Source organism: Sporolactobacillus sp. STSJ-5 (assembly GCF_024385605.1).
Lineage (GTDB): Bacteria > Bacillota > Bacilli > Bacillales > Sporolactobacillaceae > Sporolactobacillus.
In genome coordinates, this window is record NZ_JANFOJ010000002.1 from 304,142 (window position 1) to 319,938 (window position 15,797).

Consider the following 15,797-nt stretch of genomic DNA (forward strand, 5'->3'; position numbering starts at 1 on the left):
ATAATAAAGGAAAAAATGGCTGGACAATTTTATTATTGGATGGGTGATAAAAAGAATGTCAGAAACGTCAAAAACGGTGAAATCAGATATTGAGATAGCCCAAAATGCAATGCTTAAACCGATTGGAGACATTGCTGATCAGCTGGGCTTGGATGAGAGTGACTGGGAACCTTACGGACGCTACAAGGCAAAGGTATCCGCGGATACGCTGAATAAAATGAGTGGTTATCCTGAAGGAAAAGTTATTTTAGTAACCTCTATCAATCCGACGCCAGCCGGAGAAGGAAAATCCACAGTTACAGTTGGACTGGGACAAGCATTGAATAAAATCGGTCGAAAGACGGTAATTGCACTACGTGAACCATCGCTTGGTCCGACAATGGGTGTGAAAGGCGGGGCAGCTGGCGGAGGTTATGCACAGGTCGTGCCAATGGAAGATATAAATCTTCATTTTACTGGTGATTTTCATGCAATCACTACGGCTCACAATGCCTTAGCGGCTTTTCTGGATAATCATATTCATCAAGGGAATGCGCTCAATATTGATACGCGCCGAATCGTTTGGAAACGTGTACTTGACTTAAATGATCGTGCACTCAGACATGTGATCGTTGGGCTTGGCGGCGTTACAAATGGTGTACCGCGCGAGGACGGCTTTGACATAACAGTTGCTTCCGAAATCATGGCAATTCTCTGCCTATCAGTGAATCTTGAAGATTTGAAAAAAAGGCTCGGCAGCATGCTGATCGCCTACACTTACGAAAGAAAACCAGTATTTGTCAGAGACTTAAAAGTTGAGGGTGCATTGACATTACTGCTTAAAGATGCTATTCATCCAAACCTCGTCCAAACCTTGGAAAATACACCGGCATTCGTTCATGGCGGTCCATTTGCCAATATCGCTCATGGTTGTAACAGTGTACTCGCTACGAAAATGGGTGCAAAACTTGGCGATTATGTGGTTACAGAAGCTGGATTTGGTGCAGATTTAGGTGCAGAAAAGTTTCTGGACATTACGACACGTGCAGGACATTTCAAGCCGAGCACTGTTGTTATTGTGGCGACTATTCGCGCGCTAAAGATGCATGGCGGATTGACCAAGGACGAATTGAAGCACGAGGATGTCGATGCACTTGCACGCGGAATGGAAAATCTCGCTTGCCATATTGACACGATTAAATCATTTGGTTTGCCCTATGTTGTGGCAATCAATCACTTCATTTTTGATACGGATCGCGAAGTTGCTTATGTTGAAAATTGGTGCCGTACAAATAACCATCCTGTTGCCTTGGCGAATGTTTGGGAATGTGGCGGAGAAGGCGGTAAAGAGCTTGCACAATTGGTTGTCAATACTATTGAAAACCAAGAAAACCATTTTAAACCGCTGTACAATTTAACGGACTCTATTGAGAAAAAAATTCAAACGGTTGTTACGAAGGTGTATGGCGGAAAAGATGTTGAATTTTCCTCGAAAGCAAAGAAACAAATAAAAGCATTCATTAAAAACGGCTGGGATCAATTTCCTGTCTGCATAGCAAAAACACAATATTCACTATCTGATAATCCGAAATTACTTGGAAGGCCAAAAGATTTCACCATCCATGTTCGTGAACTTAAAGTGTCAGTCGGTGCAGGATTTATTGTTGTCATGACAGGAAATGTATTGACCATGCCTGGTTTGCCAAAACAGCCCGCAGCTCTAAATATGGATATTGATCAAAATGGAAAAGTAATCGGTTTATTCTAATTGGATTGACGATCAATAAGAAATTTAAACAAACCAGTGCCAAAATAGGCACTGGTTTGTTTGATTTGGTGAATTCTATTAACAAGATATCATTAAAGTTCAGAAACGCGTTCTGCTGCAGCTGTCCCAGCTGCATGACCGGTGACAAATGCAGAGGTAATATTATAACCGCCAGTATAGCCATGAATATCGAGAATCTCCCCGCAAAAATACAAACCGGGCATTTTTTTTGATTCCATAGTTTTGGGGTTGACTTCTTTAAGCGAGACACCGCCACCCGTAATAAATGCTTTCTCAATGGATAAAGTACCTGAAATATGGATAGGAAATTGTTTTAATGCTTCTGCCATTTTTCGAATATCTTCTTTAGCTAGCTCGTGAAAATTCAAATCCGGTGATAGATGAATCTGTTCAAAAAGAAACATCAAGTAGCGTTCAGGGATGATACCTTTCCAAACATTTTTAAGCGCTTTTTTCGGATTGGATTCAGTTAGGTTCAGCAGCAGGCTGCGTAACATGTCGCTGTTCAGATCAGGTTTGCTGTCAATGGTAACGATAACATCCGGTGTCTTAAACTTTTTTAATGCTTTAACAACAAATTGGCTTAGTCGCAAAATTGCTGGTCCTGACAGACCAAAATGAGTAAAAATCATATCCCAACGGTGAGTTTGTATGGCCTTTCCCTTGGGGTTAACTAAAGTCACGGCAACATCAGTTAAAGATAGACCCTGAAGTGTTTTTTGTTGAATAAACGGTTCGTTCGAGGTAAGCGGTACCTCAGTAGGATAGAGTTCAGTAATCGTATGTCCGGCCGCTTTTGCCCAAGCATAGCCATCTCCAGTACTACCGGTTTGAGGCACTGACTTTCCTCCGACAGCAACAATGACCGAATCCGATGAGTACTTTTTGCCGTCCAATGTTTTAACACCTTCGACATGGTCGGAATAAAGAACGGCTTGAATCGGCGTGTGTATGTTTAGCGTGATCTTCAAATCGTCCATGCGTTTTAAGAGCGCATCGACGACTGATTTCGCGTTATTGGAAATTGGAAACATGCGTCCATGGTCTTCCTCCTTCAGTCCAACGCCAAGCTGTTCAAAAAAACGGATAATATCCTGATTATCAAATGACGAGAAGGCACTGTACAAAAATCGGCCATTGCCGGGAATATGCTTAATCAATTCATCTATGGGCATAGCGTTTGTTACATTGCAGCGGCCGCCGCCAGAAATCGCCAACTTTCTTCCTAACTTGTCTCCTTTATCGAGCAGCATGACACGGGCACCGTGCTCTGCAGCGGTAATTGCCGCCATTAATCCTGATGGCCCGCCGCCAACAACAATCACATCATAATCCATTACTATTTCCTCACCTTTACTTTTTCCTATCGTAACCTTAACAGAATACACATAACATTTCACCTTCAAAATAATACTGCCCGTGTTTTTTGGGACTGTATGCCGCTATGATGGCGATCAACAGGTGAATTTTGTGTGAGTCCGGGAATTATTAGTGGTGTGATAATTGTCACAGTTAATTAAATCTGATAGGATATACAAAGAAAAACTTGGCTTTGAATGGTAAAAAGCCGTTGATTATAAATGAGGTGAACCAATTGACTGAAAGAAGACCATATCGTGTACTGCTCTATTACCACTATGTCACAATTGAAGATCCGAAATTGTTTGCAGAGGAACATTTACATTTTTGCAAAGAGCTTGGGTTGAAAGGGCGTATCCTAGTCGGCAAGGAGGGCCTGAATGGGACAGTGTCCGGAACAGTAGAGCAAACACAAACATATATGGATACGCTTCATCAGGATCCGCGTTTTAAAGATATGCCCTTTAAAATTGATGAGACAGATGGACATGTGTTTAAAAAAATGCACGTGCGGCCACGCAAAGAAATTGTTGCGTTGAAGTTAGATGATGATATAGACCCGCATAAGATGACTGGAAAACACTTAAAGCCAAAAGAATTTTACAAAGAAATGCAAAATGAAGATGTGCTCCTTATTGATGCACGGAATGATTATGAAACGCAAATCGGCCATTTTCATGATGCAATATTGCCGAATATTCGCAACTTCAGGGATCTTCCTAATTGGATTGAAAAAAACTTATCAGATTATAAAGATAAAAAAGTGCTGACCTATTGCACCGGCGGTATCCGTTGTGAAAAATTCAGTGGCTATTTGCTGCGTGCCGGGTTCACAGATGTCAGTCAGCTGGATGGCGGCATTGTCGAATACGGAAAGGACCCTGAAGTTCAAGGGAAGAGCTATGACGGGAAATGCTATGTATTTGACCAGCGTATTTCTGTCCCCGTTAATCGAACCGATGAGGACGTAATCGTCGGTCATTGCGCACATTGCGGCAAGTCCTGTGATCGAATTGTCAATTGTGCCAATCCGGAATGTAACAAACAGTTTATCTGCTGCGAGGAATGCGAGAAGACGCATCATCGTTCGTGCAGCGATGCTTGCGATCACCATCCGAGAAATCGCTATACTGTTCAACATACGCATGAACCGCATCCAGCAACGATAATATAAGATGAATGATTGCATAAAAAACCGGACAAACTGCCCGGTTTTTTTAATAAAATCTTTCTTTAAAGATTATGCAGTTCGCCGATGTGAAATCACTTCCCAAAAATAATACGTATTGACTATGTATTTTACACGTGTGAAATACGTGTTATAATTTATTTGAGGTGATCAATGTGAGTAAAGATCAATATATTTATCCGGCGGTATTTACAAATAACGGAGAACAGTTGACAATAACTTTTCCGGATTTACCCGGCTGCTCGGCAGAAGCAAAGAGTGTCGAAGAAGGATTTGCGAACGGAAAAGAAGCCCTTGCGTTATTTATTTATGCACTTGAGGAAAAAGGGGAGCAACCTCCTGTTCCCTCAGAGGTTGCCGCTATTCACAGCGGCCAAGGTCAACTTGTAACGCTTATTGAAACATGGATGCCGCCATTTCGAAAAAAGATGGAAAACCAAGCAGTGAAAAAGACGCTGACGATACCTAAATGGCTGGACGATGCTGCGAAGGAAGCGGATCTGAATTATTCACGAATTTTGCAAGATGCTTTAAAAGAAGAGCTAAACTTGGATGAGAGTGATCATTCATTTTCCGTTCAAGATAAATTAAATAGGCAATTAAAGAAAGTGAAGAAGAGTTTGAAAGATTTATCAAAAATACGTGTGCATGTCAATATGGCAAATGATGATGAGCAGACCAATGAGGAGCCTGTCACAGAAACGGTTAAGAAGGAAATTGAGCATGTGAAACAAGAATTGAATGAAGCTGCCGATCGTTTGAAGAGTTCTGAAGAATATCAGCGATTAAATGAAAAGATTAATCGAATTCTAGAAAAATTAAATAGGTGAAGTATTTTTACTCAGTTGAAAAGAGCCTGTATAGGTTCTTTTTTTGTCTTAGAAAAGAAATGTTTATTTGGAAATCTTAAATTGCGCTATTTGCTCTCATATTTTACAATGGAATGATCTGATTCTCAGTAAGGAGATTCAAAGGAGGACGTTATGGGCAAGAGGGAAACAAATAAAAATGTGGTACTTGCCGGATTAATGATCGGTACCCTTCTGACAGCCATTGAGGGAACAATAGTCAGCACGGCGATGCCCAAAATAATTGGTGATTTACAAGGAATACGCTTTATGGATTGGGTCTTTTCCATTTTCATGCTCACATCTGCAGTTACTGTGCCGCTATTTGGGAAGTTGTCAGATCTTTTCGGCAGAAAGAAGATTTTTTTCATTGGTACGCTTCTTTTCTTAATTGGCTCTGTCCTGTGCGGATTTGCTTGGAACATGCAAGGATTAATTGTCTTCCGCGGAATTCAAGGCATTGGCGCCGGTGCTGTAATGACACTCAGCACGACCATAATCGGAGATATATATCCTGTAGAAAAACGAGCAAAAATGTTCGGAATGATGGGGATGATCTGGGGTGTGGCAGGAATCTTGGGTCCTCTCGTAGGAGGATTCTTCGTCGACATTTTATCCTGGCATTGGATTTTCTTTATTAATCTGCCTTTCGGCGCATTAACAATTCTTCTTGTGCAATTCGGTCTTCACGAAGATTGGAATCACGAACGCAAGTCGGTTGACTTTGTCGGGGCGGGGGTGTTCGCAATGAGCATGATCCTGCTGCTTATTGCGCTACAGCGTATCGGAGAGAGCGGTTTGAATGATTTCATAAATATTATGTTCATCAGCTTATCAGTTGTGCTGATTGGATTGTTCTTGTTTATTGAAAAGCATGCAGAAGATCCAATGATTCCGCTCACACTTTTAAGAATGCCGGTCGTGTTCTTTACCAATCTAATTGCACTGATTGCAAGCGCAATCCTTATTGGCAACGATATCTATATGCCAATGTGGCTTCAAGGATTACTTGGATACAGTGCAACTGCATCCGGATTTGTATTGACACCTATGTCCCTTGCTTGGATGTCCGGATCCTTTTTATGCGGTCGGCTGATGCCAAAATTCGGACTGCGGAAAAGCGTGAGTGTCGGTGCTCTATTTCTTCTAATCGGCACTGTTTGGCTGACAACGCTTCGTTTTGGAAGCGAGCCGTTTGTACTCTATATAATTACTGCGATACTTGGGTTAGGTTTTGGCATCACTTTAACACTGACAACGATTGCCGCACAGTCTGCCGCAGGAAAAAAGATGCGCGGTGCGGTTACGGCATCGAATCAATTTTTTCGCAGTATTGGGCAAACAATCGGTGCTGCTTTTTTTGGCATGTATTTCAATGCGCAGGCAGCTCGTGCAATTTCTGAAAAAGGCGAATCTGAATATTCGGTTGATCAATTAAATCAACTTGTCCATCCTCAGGGTCACGAACAGCTGCAATTAACTGTGCTGCACGTGCTTCGTGAAATTCTCATGCTTGGCATCCATCATCTGTTTATGGTGTTCATGGTCTTGGCATTGATCGTGCTTTGTATTACATTACTGCTGCCAAGGCAGCTGTACACTCATCAAAAGGAGTAAAACGAAGTTCCGGCAGCAATTCGAATTCCATCCATCTGCGTGCCATCTGCGAGTGCGGACAATGATAAATAGTTAGGTCGTGTCGCATTGCTCATAAGAAATGCAGAGGTAACAGCACCGGGACGCCGATATTGATTTAATTCGGCAATCATTTGACTTGCCGGCAAGATACCAACCCCATGACCGAAATACATTTCATCTGATAGATCAACGACATTTTCACCTTGCCATTGAGGTGTTTGCGGACTGACATCTGGATTTTTAAAATAGCGTACATCACCCGGAATCCCTCCTCCGACACGCGGTATGTTTCTTAGTGGGAAGAAGGGATGATTTTGCCAATCCCATAAATAGAGGTGTTGAAAGACCTCGTTGAATCGCTCGGCTGGAATTGTATCGATTAATGCTTTATAAAAAATAATCATCATTGCTGTTGCACATTCGAATGCATAGGCTTCACCGTTAACAAAAATGTCATTAACAGCTTGTGATGCCGGTACTCCAGGCTTCAATTCAAATCCGCCGTCTCCTGTTAATGTCCAGTAGTAATCATTGCACTCCGAGTAATAGAAAGTCGCAAAGGATGCGCGGCTTGCAAGGAGGGCATGCGCGGCTTCAATGGTCTCATTTCTGAGTTTGATTTCAAAATTCAGTTCATGACGTGACGGATAAGCAAACCACTCATGCGATTCCGCCATGGCTCTGAATATGACTGGTGCGAATCGGCCGTTTGAGGCGAAACTTCCATAATCGTCGGCTGAGAGTTGCTGGTTTGCCGCAATGATCATAGATAATACCCCCCATGTGCAGCAGTGTTGATGGATTGAAGCTGATCTTTCAGCGGCTGAACCACCCAGGATCGCCAAATTTTCGGCTGCTGTTTTCTTAAACGTATGGAGTAGGCTGACAAACTCGTTTGCAGGCGGGGCTGTAATTTAAGAAAGTCGAAATAGTTCTTTTTTTCGTTAGGCAAAAGCGCCTGAATAGGTTCACCACTGCGGGAGGAAACTGATTTTCCAAGATATTTTGCACTATAATGGATCCTGTATGGACGTCCTCCGGGAACAGCATCATTTGTTTCACCCGTATAAACTAAATAGTGGGCGTTTTCTTCATACCAGGTTTCAAAGGCGAGCAGTGCCGATTGATTATCAAGGGAATGACGGACTTCCGGAATAAAGGCAAGCATTTTACGCGCGTAATTGCTTTCAACGGATTGATCGGATAAGAAGTAGTTTGATAGATAGACAAGACATAGAGGATTTGCCGTCTCCCACATGGCACTGATTAAATAATGGCGCTGGCTTTTATTTTTATAACGATAAATGACCAGATCAACCATTCCCTTTAGCCAATTTTCATGATACGTATGCAAAAGATTAATTGCCGTTTGGTCAATAACTTGTGTGTAGTCGGTCGACACAATGTTTTTCCATCCGGTATTCAGTATCCAGTACATGGATTCGACTACTTCATCATGCTGGTCTGCAAATGAGGCAGGATGGTTGTTTCCTAAATCTGCACCATGGAGCACATTACGTATTTGCGCCAAAGCGATACGAGCACGAGGGGTTAACGCATTACCGCGCGTTTCTACTTGGTCTCTAAGCATAAAAAGAACCGGAAACTCCAATCCGGGATCATTAATCATGGTGAATGCCTGCTCTTGATCGGTTTGGCAGATGTGATTCCATTCATCGATGAGGGCGTCAGGCTGCTGACGCCTCAACTGGTTTAATGGATTGTTCTGCTGCTTTTCAGCGCTCATCGCAATTACCTCCAATGTAGTAAACCTTGTATCAAGCTTATGTGCGTATCAATGAATTATTCGTGCGTCTCAACGGGCATTCCATTCAGATCCGTCTAATGATTCGACAATAGGAACAAGAAAAACATTCACTGTTATTTCTGAAAAGAAATGATTATGTTAAACTGAGAATTAGTAATCGAAAAGCGGGGGATCATCTGTGGAACAATATTTAAATCTTTGCCGTAAAATACTGTCTGAAGGTCATGAAAAAAGTGATCGGACCGGCACCGGAACAATCAGCATCTTTGGCTATCAGATGCGTTTCAATCTGCAGGACGGATTTCCATTAATGACGACAAAGAAACTGCACTATAAATCAATCATTTATGAACTACTGTGGTTTCTAAAGGGAGATACGAATATCAAGTATCTTCAGGAACACGGCGTTCGGATATGGAATGAATGGGCAGATGAACATGGCGATCTCGGCCCGGTTTACGGTCATCAGTGGCGATCTTGGCCAGGAAAAAATGGCGAAACCATTGATCAGATAACAAATGTAATCAATGAAATTAAAAAAAACCCGGATTCCCGTCGATTGATTGTCACGGCATGGAATCCTTTAGACATACCTAATATGGCGCTGCCGCCTTGCCATTGCTTGTTTCAATTCTATGTTAATGACGGACGGCTGAGCTGTCAGCTTTATCAGCGCAGTGCGGATCTGTTCCTTGGTGTGCCGTTTAACATTGCTTCCTATGCATTGTTAACGCATATGATTGCTCATGTTACAGGGCTAGAGGTTGGCGAGTTCGTACATACTTTTGGGGATGCTCATATTTATCTTAATCATCTCGATCAAGTAAAAACACAGCTTGAACGTAAGCCAAGAGCGCTTCCTAAGCTAGCAATCAACCGTAAAGTTTCATCTATTTTTGATTTCGACTATGATGATTTCCAGTTTCTCGGCTATGATCCATATCCTGCAATTAAAGGCAAGGTGTCAGTATGATTTCCTTTTTAGTTGCTATGGATCAAAATCAGCTGATCGGAAGAGAGAATCAGTTGCCGTGGCATCTGCCGGACGATCTGCGCTATTTTAAGCAGACGACGATGGGTCACCCGATCATCATGGGAAGGAAGACGTATGATTCCATAGGGAAACCGCTTCCCGGACGGGAGAATATCGTTTTAACGCACAATCCGGAGTTTAATCAGAATCAAGTTAAGTGCTTTTCGTCGGTAGAGAGCTTTTTAAAAAGCGGTACGGCATTTGGGCGTGAATGCTTTATTATTGGCGGTGCGGGTATTTTTAAAGCTTTCTTGCCTTATGCAGATCGCCTTTATATCACTCATATTGACGCAGAATTTGAGGGCGACACATATTTTTCTGGTTTTCAAAAGCAAAATTGGCGGTTATTACGAAGTACGGAAGGGGTTATGGATCGTAACAATCGATTTCCCCACACGTTCTGTATCTATGAACGCGCGTGATTAAGAAGTTCATGTAATTATCAGCTTTCACTTCTTTTTTCAGTATGCATAAACTGTTAAAAAGAGTGACGGAGTTGATAAAAATGATCATTTCATGGCTGCATCTTTTGCTTTCTTATGGATTAATCGGATTGATCATGGGTTCCCTGCTTGGCCTGCTCCCGTTCTGGCGTGCGTGGCAAATCAAACATTTTGCCGCCTTTTTTATTTTTTTGATCGCATGGCTTCCAATTATTGTTCTGGCATTAATTTGTGCCCCGCTGGCAAACCGATATCGTTTCCTGCAAGGCAGTGACTGCTGAAGGGAGGCTCCTAATGGAGGAGCCTCCTGTTTTACGCATTTGTATTCTGAACAGTCATTAAGAAAAAACATAGCTTGGCAATCAGCCCAACAGAGTTCTGAGTTCGTGATACTATTCTCTATTCAGATTGGATCTTGTTACATATTCATGGCAAAGCAGTTCAAACTATTTGTTAATCATATTCGTTTTCTGATTTTGAAAAGATATTTTTGTAAATGGCCCATTGAAATTCGACCTGCAAATTTAATGAAGAATTGCATAAATAAGATTGTTTTGTGCGTTCAAGTAAATTTATTTTCTTGACAAATATATGAAATTGCTTTAAATACTTATAATAAACATGTAAGATAAATCTAATGCATGTTTTTTGAATGAACGGATCATACCGACAGTGAGCAGAAGATTGGAAATTATGAACTTTTCATGCGAAAATGAAACTGTTAAAAGATGAGTACTCATTGAAAATCTTATTGTTTTGCTGTAATGGGTGAACGAAAATAATTGTCAATTTGAGCACTTGTTTTGACGTAATTTTTTTACGGCATATATGACAATGGCGATAAAGAAAAAAGTTGACAAAAAAAGGAGAATGAACAGGTATGGCTTCTAATGTATCAGAATTGACCACCTACATGGCGTACCTCAATGGTGAATGGAAAAAAAGTTCATCCGGCGAGACGATTGCCATTCAATCCCCTTACCTGAGAGAAACGATCGGTTATGTTCAAGCGGTCACACAGGATGAAGTGGATGAAGCAATAACTGCAGCACATGCTGCACAAAAAGACTGGGCGAAGCTGACGCAGAGTGAACGCGGTGCTTACCTTGACCAATGGGCCGATGAGTTGGTAAAGAATAGTGAAGAAATTGCCAAAGCAGTAATGCAGGAAGTAGGTAAGGGATTTAAGGATGCTCAGAAAGAAGTTGTACGTACAGCAGACTTGATCCGTTACACTGTACAGGAAGCATTGCACATGCATGGTGAAAGCTTGAAGGGCGATGGATTCCCAGGCGGCGATCAAAAGAAAATCGGAATCGTTGAAAGAGCGCCATTAGGTGTAGTGCTGGCCATCGCTCCGTTTAACTATCCCGTTAACCTTGCAGCCTCCAAAATTGCTCCGGCATTAATGACCGGTAATGCTGTTATTTTTAAACCGGCTACTCAAGGCTCAATCAGCGGTATTAAGATGATTGAGGCACTAGATAAAACGGGCCTTCCAAAAGGACTCCTTAGCTTGACGACCGGCCGTGGATCGGTTATTGGCGATTATTTAGTTGAACATAAAGGAATTAACATGATCAGTTTTACAGGCGGTTCAGCAACCGGCCGCCATCTGTCAAAACAAACAGCAATGATTCCGCTTGTACTTGAACTTGGCGGAAAGGACCCGGCACTTGTTTGTGATGACGCAGATATGGATGTAGCTGTCAAAAGCATTATGAATGGTGCTTTTTCGTACTCAGGTCAACGATGCACGGCAATCAAGCGCGTGCTCGTAAACGAAAAAGTTGCCGATGAACTTGTTTCGCGGCTGAAAGCGGAAATTGAAAAGCTGACTGTCGGTTCTCCGGAAAAAGACAGCACGATCGTTCCGCTGATCGATGACAAGTCTGCAGACTTCGTTCAAGGTCTGATCGATGATGCGCTCGCAAAAAAAGCCACTCTCGTAATCGGCAATGAGCGCAAGGAAAATCTGATTTATCCTACACTTTTGGATAACGTCACCGAAGATATGGATATCGCTTGGATCGAACCTTTTGGTCCTGTATTACCGATTATTCGTGTAAAATCTGATGAGGAAGCAATTGAAATTGCAAACAAATCGGAATTTGGTCTACAAGCAAGTATTTTTTCACAGGATATCGACCGTGCTCTTGCAGTGGCTCGGCAAGTTGAAGCTGGAACGGTTCAGATTAATGGACGTACGGAACGTGGCCCGGATCACTTCCCATTCCTTGGAGTAAAGGCATCCGGCATGGGTGTTCAGGGAATCCACCACAGTCTCTTGTCTATGTCTCGTGAACGTGTCACTGTTTTAAACTTGAAGTAATTTATGCAATAGTAAGATGGGAATCGGCATCAGCCGATTCTCTTTTTGTTTGTTTTCAAAGAAAAAGCACACCGCCAATTGGGTGTGCGAAACTGGATAGGGCAGTGATTAATAGAAAAACGGTCCTGGTCCCGGTCCATAGAATCCGCCGCCATATGGGGGACGAGGACCTGGTCCCGGTCCATAAAATGGTCTTGGAGGGCAGTAAGGGCAAGGTCGAACACCGATAATTGAACTGAGCCCGACACCGAGCAATCCGCCGGCAAAGCCTCCCAGGAACGCCTGAGGGCCAAAACCGAAGAACCTTTCATCACCGTTTCGCGTTTCGTCAGGTCGTTCATTTGGCGTCTGCTGATCATTGGTCAGGGGCTTTAAATATACATTGTCCTGGTCAAACGATTCAATAATTCCAACGTGAACTGATCCGTCATTGCACTGTATTTCTACAGGTTGATTGACCAGATTTTCCCAATAGCTTGGATATGACATGTTCGTTCCTCCTATAATCAATTCCTTGCCGGCAAAGTAATTCCGCGCAAAGTATAGTAAAACAATGGCCTATATCTAAACTATGCAGATACCGAGAAAATGGGTAGGCAAATGCCTTAAAATGGGCACATGATCAATTTTTTTGAGTCAGTACTATTGGAAAGTCAAGGAGATGAAGACTTGTACATTCAAATAAGAAAGATTGAAAAAAAGGACAGAACAGAAGTTAAAAATCTTCTCGGAAAATATTGGAATGGGCCCGCGATGGCCATTCACGGTGAATTAATTGATATGCTGACATTGCCGGGCCTATTGGCTTTTGCCAACGACCAAGTCGCAGGTATGCTGACATACAGACAAGATGCGAAAGGAATAGAAATCATCTCTTTGAACAGTTTTATTGAGAATCAAGGTATTGGTTCAGCGCTGATCAATGAGATGGTGCAGTTAACCAAAAACGAATGTTCGCTTAGGGTGACAACAACGAACGATAATATACATGCGTTGTTTTTTTATCAAAAGATGGGATTCACACTGTCATCACTTCATCTGGGTGCGGTGTCTAAAGCAAGAATATTGAAGCCGTCAATTTCTGCTGCAAACGAAGATGGTATTCCCATTGAACATGAGATTGAACTTGTTTTGCGTCAGTGACGAATTGCTTTTCATCAAAATTAGGTATAAAATGAAAAAGTATTTACAAGGGGAGTGGAAATATCAATGATTTTATCTGATTGTCTGCAACTTAAATTGGCTTGATACGGGTGAGGTCTGTGCTCATCGAATGTTAAAAAGGCCAATTGGTTGTGACAATAGATAAGGGATGTTTCTGTTTCTGACGGTTGAAAGTCGAACTAAAAGGGGCGAAGCGTCAATGCTTCGCTCCTTTTTATGCGGATCGAAAAATATCCTGTCTATCTGCTCGCTTCTTGATCGGCCGCAAATCAGAGGAGTGAACTTATGTTACTTATTGAAGCGAAGGATGTCGCTTTTTCTTATGGAGACAAATTGATTTATCAAGATATGAATTTCAGGCTGATGGAGGGCGAACATATCGCACTGGTCGGTCATAATGGTGCCGGAAAATCTACCTTTCTTAAATTGCTGCTTGGTGAATTATTGCCGGATAATGGAGGCATCAGCAAGAGGAAGGACTTAAAAATCGGTGTTATTGAGCAACATCTAAATTTTGGCAAAGGAAAGAGCATTTATGAAAGCCTGCAAGATGCGTTTAAAGAACTGTTTGACGCAGAACGCACGATGAATGAACTTGCTGTCAAAATGCAGGAACCTAATGCGGATCCTTCCTATATTGACGAATACGGCCAGCTACAGGAGCTTTTACTGGCAAACGATTTTTACACTATCGACGCAAAGATTCATGAGATGGCTGATGGGTTAGGATTATCGGCAATCGGACTTGAAAAAGACGTAACACAATTGAGCGGAGGTCAGTTGACCAAATTGTGTCTTGCAAAGTTACTGCTTGAGAACCCGGATGTACTGCTGCTTGACGAACCGACGAACTATCTCGATGTTGTTCATATTAATTGGCTGACAAATTATCTCAACGCCTATTCACATGCTTTCATTGTGATTTCCCACGACACGCAATTTCTGAATCAAATTGCCCAATATGTCTATCACTTGGAAAACCAGCAATTGATTCGTTATGTTGGCAATTATCAATCCTATCTTAAACAGCATGAAGCGCGGCAGGAACAGCAAGAGATTGCGTTCCGTCAGCAACAACGAGAAATTAAAAAACTGGAAACCTATATTCAGAAAAACAAGGTGCGTACGGCTACGGCAAAGCAAGCGAAGAGCAGGGAAAAACAGTTAGACAAAATTGAGCGACTTGATCCACCTTCACAGTTGCGAAAGCCGCATTTCCATTTTAAAGTGGATCGTCAGCCGGTACGAATGATTTTCGCAGCGGAGAATCTTGATGTCGGCTATGATCGCCCCTTATTTCCACGCGTTAATGAAAAAATTATGCGCGGCGAGAAGATTGCTATTATCGGACATAATGGCATTGGAAAGACCACGCTTCTCCGAACGCTGCTTGGCGAGTTGAAGCCGATATCAGGATGTGCCGAACAAGGGGAGCGTGTGATGCCCGGCTACTTTTCACAACTCTCGGCGCCGCCTCATTTAACGCCACTGGAATGGATGATGGAACAATTTCCGGAGACTCCTGAAAAAGTTCTGCGTCAGCATCTGGCTCAATGCGGAGTATTTGCCGAACATATGCGGCAACCGATGGATACATTGAGCGGCGGTGAGGAAACAAAGGTCCGAATTGGAAGACTGATGCTGCAGAAAAGCAATGTCCTGATTTTTGATGAACCGACAAACCACCTTGATGTATTCGCAAAGGAAGCATTGAGTAAGGCGCTTGAGGTTTATGACGGCACTGTTTTAGTAGTAAGCCATGAACCTTCGTTCTATGAAAAATGGATCACAAGGGTTTGGGACATTGAACAATGGTCAAAAAAGAAGAAAAAGTAAGCCATGATTGTGCAATGAAATGGATCAATAGACAGATCTGTTCAGAATCTGCTAAGGTAGTCACATGAAATGTTTCGATTAGGATGATCATGATGAGTGATAAAACACCGGTTGATTTAGATAATAAAACATTGGCTACAGTGGCCCAAATTTTTAAAGCAGTGTCTGAACCGACGCGTGTTCGGATTCTCTATTTGCTTTCGCAGCGCGAGTGTTCTGTTTCGGAGATTTCCGATCTTTTAGCTCTGCAGCAATCAACTGTTTCTCATCAGCTTAGTTTTTTAAAACAACTGCATCTGGTTAAATCACGTCGCGAGGGAAAAGTCATTTTTTACTCCGAGGAAGACGAACACGTCATGAATCTGCTTGCACAGACGATTGACCATACGAGGCACCGGTACATCAAGAAATAGGTGAGA

Annotated in this window: 15 protein-coding genes; 11 read left to right on the forward strand and 4 right to left on the reverse strand. The window is 42.4% G+C overall.

Annotated features, from left to right (window positions below):
* The first annotated feature begins 55 nt into the window (after positions 1 to 55).
* Positions 56 to 1,747: a formate--tetrahydrofolate ligase gene (locus NOM01_RS03620; protein ID WP_255746478.1), complete on the forward strand. Its 1,692-nt coding sequence runs from the start codon at positions 56 to 58 to the stop codon at positions 1,745 to 1,747.
* Positions 1,748 to 1,839: 92 nt separating this feature from the next.
* On the opposite strand, the gene NOM01_RS03625 is transcribed toward NOM01_RS03620, so the two are convergent.
* Positions 1,840 to 3,105, reverse strand: a complete 1,266-nt coding sequence (locus NOM01_RS03625) for a BaiN/RdsA family NAD(P)/FAD-dependent oxidoreductase (RefSeq protein ID WP_255746480.1) — start codon at positions 3,103 to 3,105, stop codon at positions 1,840 to 1,842.
* A 257-nt stretch (positions 3,106 to 3,362) separates the two neighbouring features.
* Between NOM01_RS03625 and trhO the strand changes: the two genes are divergently transcribed.
* The 3 genes from trhO (at position 3,363) to NOM01_RS03640 (ending at position 6,781) form a co-directional block, all read left to right on the forward strand.
* Complete coding sequence (trhO, locus tag NOM01_RS03630; RefSeq protein WP_255746481.1) at positions 3,363 to 4,301, forward strand: oxygen-dependent tRNA uridine(34) hydroxylase TrhO; 939 nt, start codon at positions 3,363 to 3,365, stop codon at positions 4,299 to 4,301.
* 170 nt (positions 4,302 to 4,471) lie between these two features.
* Positions 4,472 to 5,146, forward strand: a complete 675-nt coding sequence (locus NOM01_RS03635; RefSeq protein WP_255746482.1) for a type II toxin-antitoxin system HicB family antitoxin — start codon at positions 4,472 to 4,474, stop codon at positions 5,144 to 5,146.
* A 153-nt stretch (positions 5,147 to 5,299) separates the two neighbouring features.
* A complete protein-coding gene (locus NOM01_RS03640; RefSeq protein ID WP_255746483.1) occupies positions 5,300 to 6,781 on the forward strand; it encodes an MDR family MFS transporter in 1,482 nt (493 codons plus the stop codon).
* Here NOM01_RS03640 and NOM01_RS03645 read toward each other — a convergent pair.
* Both NOM01_RS03645 and NOM01_RS03650 read right to left on the reverse strand, forming a co-directional pair.
* Positions 6,769 to 7,569, reverse strand: coding sequence for a protein-glutamine gamma-glutamyltransferase (locus tag NOM01_RS03645; protein ID WP_255746484.1), 801 nt, complete (start codon positions 7,567 to 7,569; stop codon positions 6,769 to 6,771). The two genes, NOM01_RS03640 and NOM01_RS03645, sit on opposite strands and share 13 nt — an antisense overlap.
* Entirely contained in the window at positions 7,566 to 8,549 is a 984-nt protein-coding gene (locus NOM01_RS03650) for a hypothetical protein (protein WP_255746485.1), read from the reverse strand. Before NOM01_RS03650 ends, NOM01_RS03645 begins: the two co-directional genes overlap by 4 nt.
* A 199-nt stretch (positions 8,550 to 8,748) precedes the next feature.
* Here NOM01_RS03650 and NOM01_RS03655 point away from each other — a divergent pair, with 199 nt between their 5' ends.
* From NOM01_RS03655 to NOM01_RS03670, 4 genes are all read left to right on the forward strand, one after another.
* Complete coding sequence (locus NOM01_RS03655) at positions 8,749 to 9,543, forward strand: thymidylate synthase (protein WP_255746486.1); 795 nt, start codon at positions 8,749 to 8,751, stop codon at positions 9,541 to 9,543.
* Positions 9,540 to 10,025 carry a dihydrofolate reductase gene (locus NOM01_RS03660; protein ID WP_255746487.1) on the forward strand — a complete coding sequence of 162 codons (486 nt, stop codon included), beginning with the start codon at positions 9,540 to 9,542 and terminating at the stop codon, positions 10,023 to 10,025. Before NOM01_RS03655 ends, NOM01_RS03660 begins: the two co-directional genes overlap by 4 nt.
* An 83-nt stretch (positions 10,026 to 10,108) precedes the next feature.
* The gene (locus tag NOM01_RS03665) at positions 10,109 to 10,327 is read left to right on the forward strand and encodes a hypothetical protein (protein WP_255746488.1); all 219 of its coding nucleotides are present in this window, start codon (positions 10,109 to 10,111) and stop codon (positions 10,325 to 10,327) included.
* Positions 10,328 to 10,926: 599 nt separating this feature from the next.
* Positions 10,927 to 12,378, forward strand: coding sequence for an NADP-dependent glyceraldehyde-3-phosphate dehydrogenase (locus NOM01_RS03670; RefSeq protein ID WP_255746489.1), 1,452 nt, complete (start codon positions 10,927 to 10,929; stop codon positions 12,376 to 12,378).
* A 108-nt stretch (positions 12,379 to 12,486) separates the two neighbouring features.
* Here NOM01_RS03670 and NOM01_RS03675 read toward each other — a convergent pair whose 3' ends face one another.
* The gene (locus NOM01_RS03675) at positions 12,487 to 12,867 is read right to left on the reverse strand and encodes a hypothetical protein (protein WP_255746490.1); all 381 of its coding nucleotides are present in this window, start codon (positions 12,865 to 12,867) and stop codon (positions 12,487 to 12,489) included.
* 180 nt (positions 12,868 to 13,047) lie between these two features.
* Between NOM01_RS03675 and NOM01_RS03680 the strand changes: the two genes are divergently transcribed.
* The 3 genes from NOM01_RS03680 to NOM01_RS03690 all read left to right on the forward strand — a co-directional run bounded on the left by NOM01_RS03680 (position 13,048) and on the right by NOM01_RS03690 (position 15,791).
* On the forward strand, positions 13,048 to 13,521 hold the full coding sequence (locus tag NOM01_RS03680; RefSeq protein WP_255746491.1) for a GNAT family N-acetyltransferase: 474 nt from the start codon (positions 13,048 to 13,050) through the stop codon (positions 13,519 to 13,521).
* Between the two features lie 306 nt (positions 13,522 to 13,827).
* On the forward strand, positions 13,828 to 15,378 hold the full coding sequence (locus tag NOM01_RS03685) for an ABC-F family ATP-binding cassette domain-containing protein (protein WP_255746492.1): 1,551 nt from the start codon (positions 13,828 to 13,830) through the stop codon (positions 15,376 to 15,378).
* Between the two features lie 92 nt (positions 15,379 to 15,470).
* Positions 15,471 to 15,791 carry an ArsR/SmtB family transcription factor gene (locus tag NOM01_RS03690; protein WP_255746493.1) on the forward strand — a complete coding sequence of 107 codons (321 nt, stop codon included), beginning with the start codon at positions 15,471 to 15,473 and terminating at the stop codon, positions 15,789 to 15,791.
* Positions 15,792 to 15,797 lie beyond the last annotated feature (6 nt).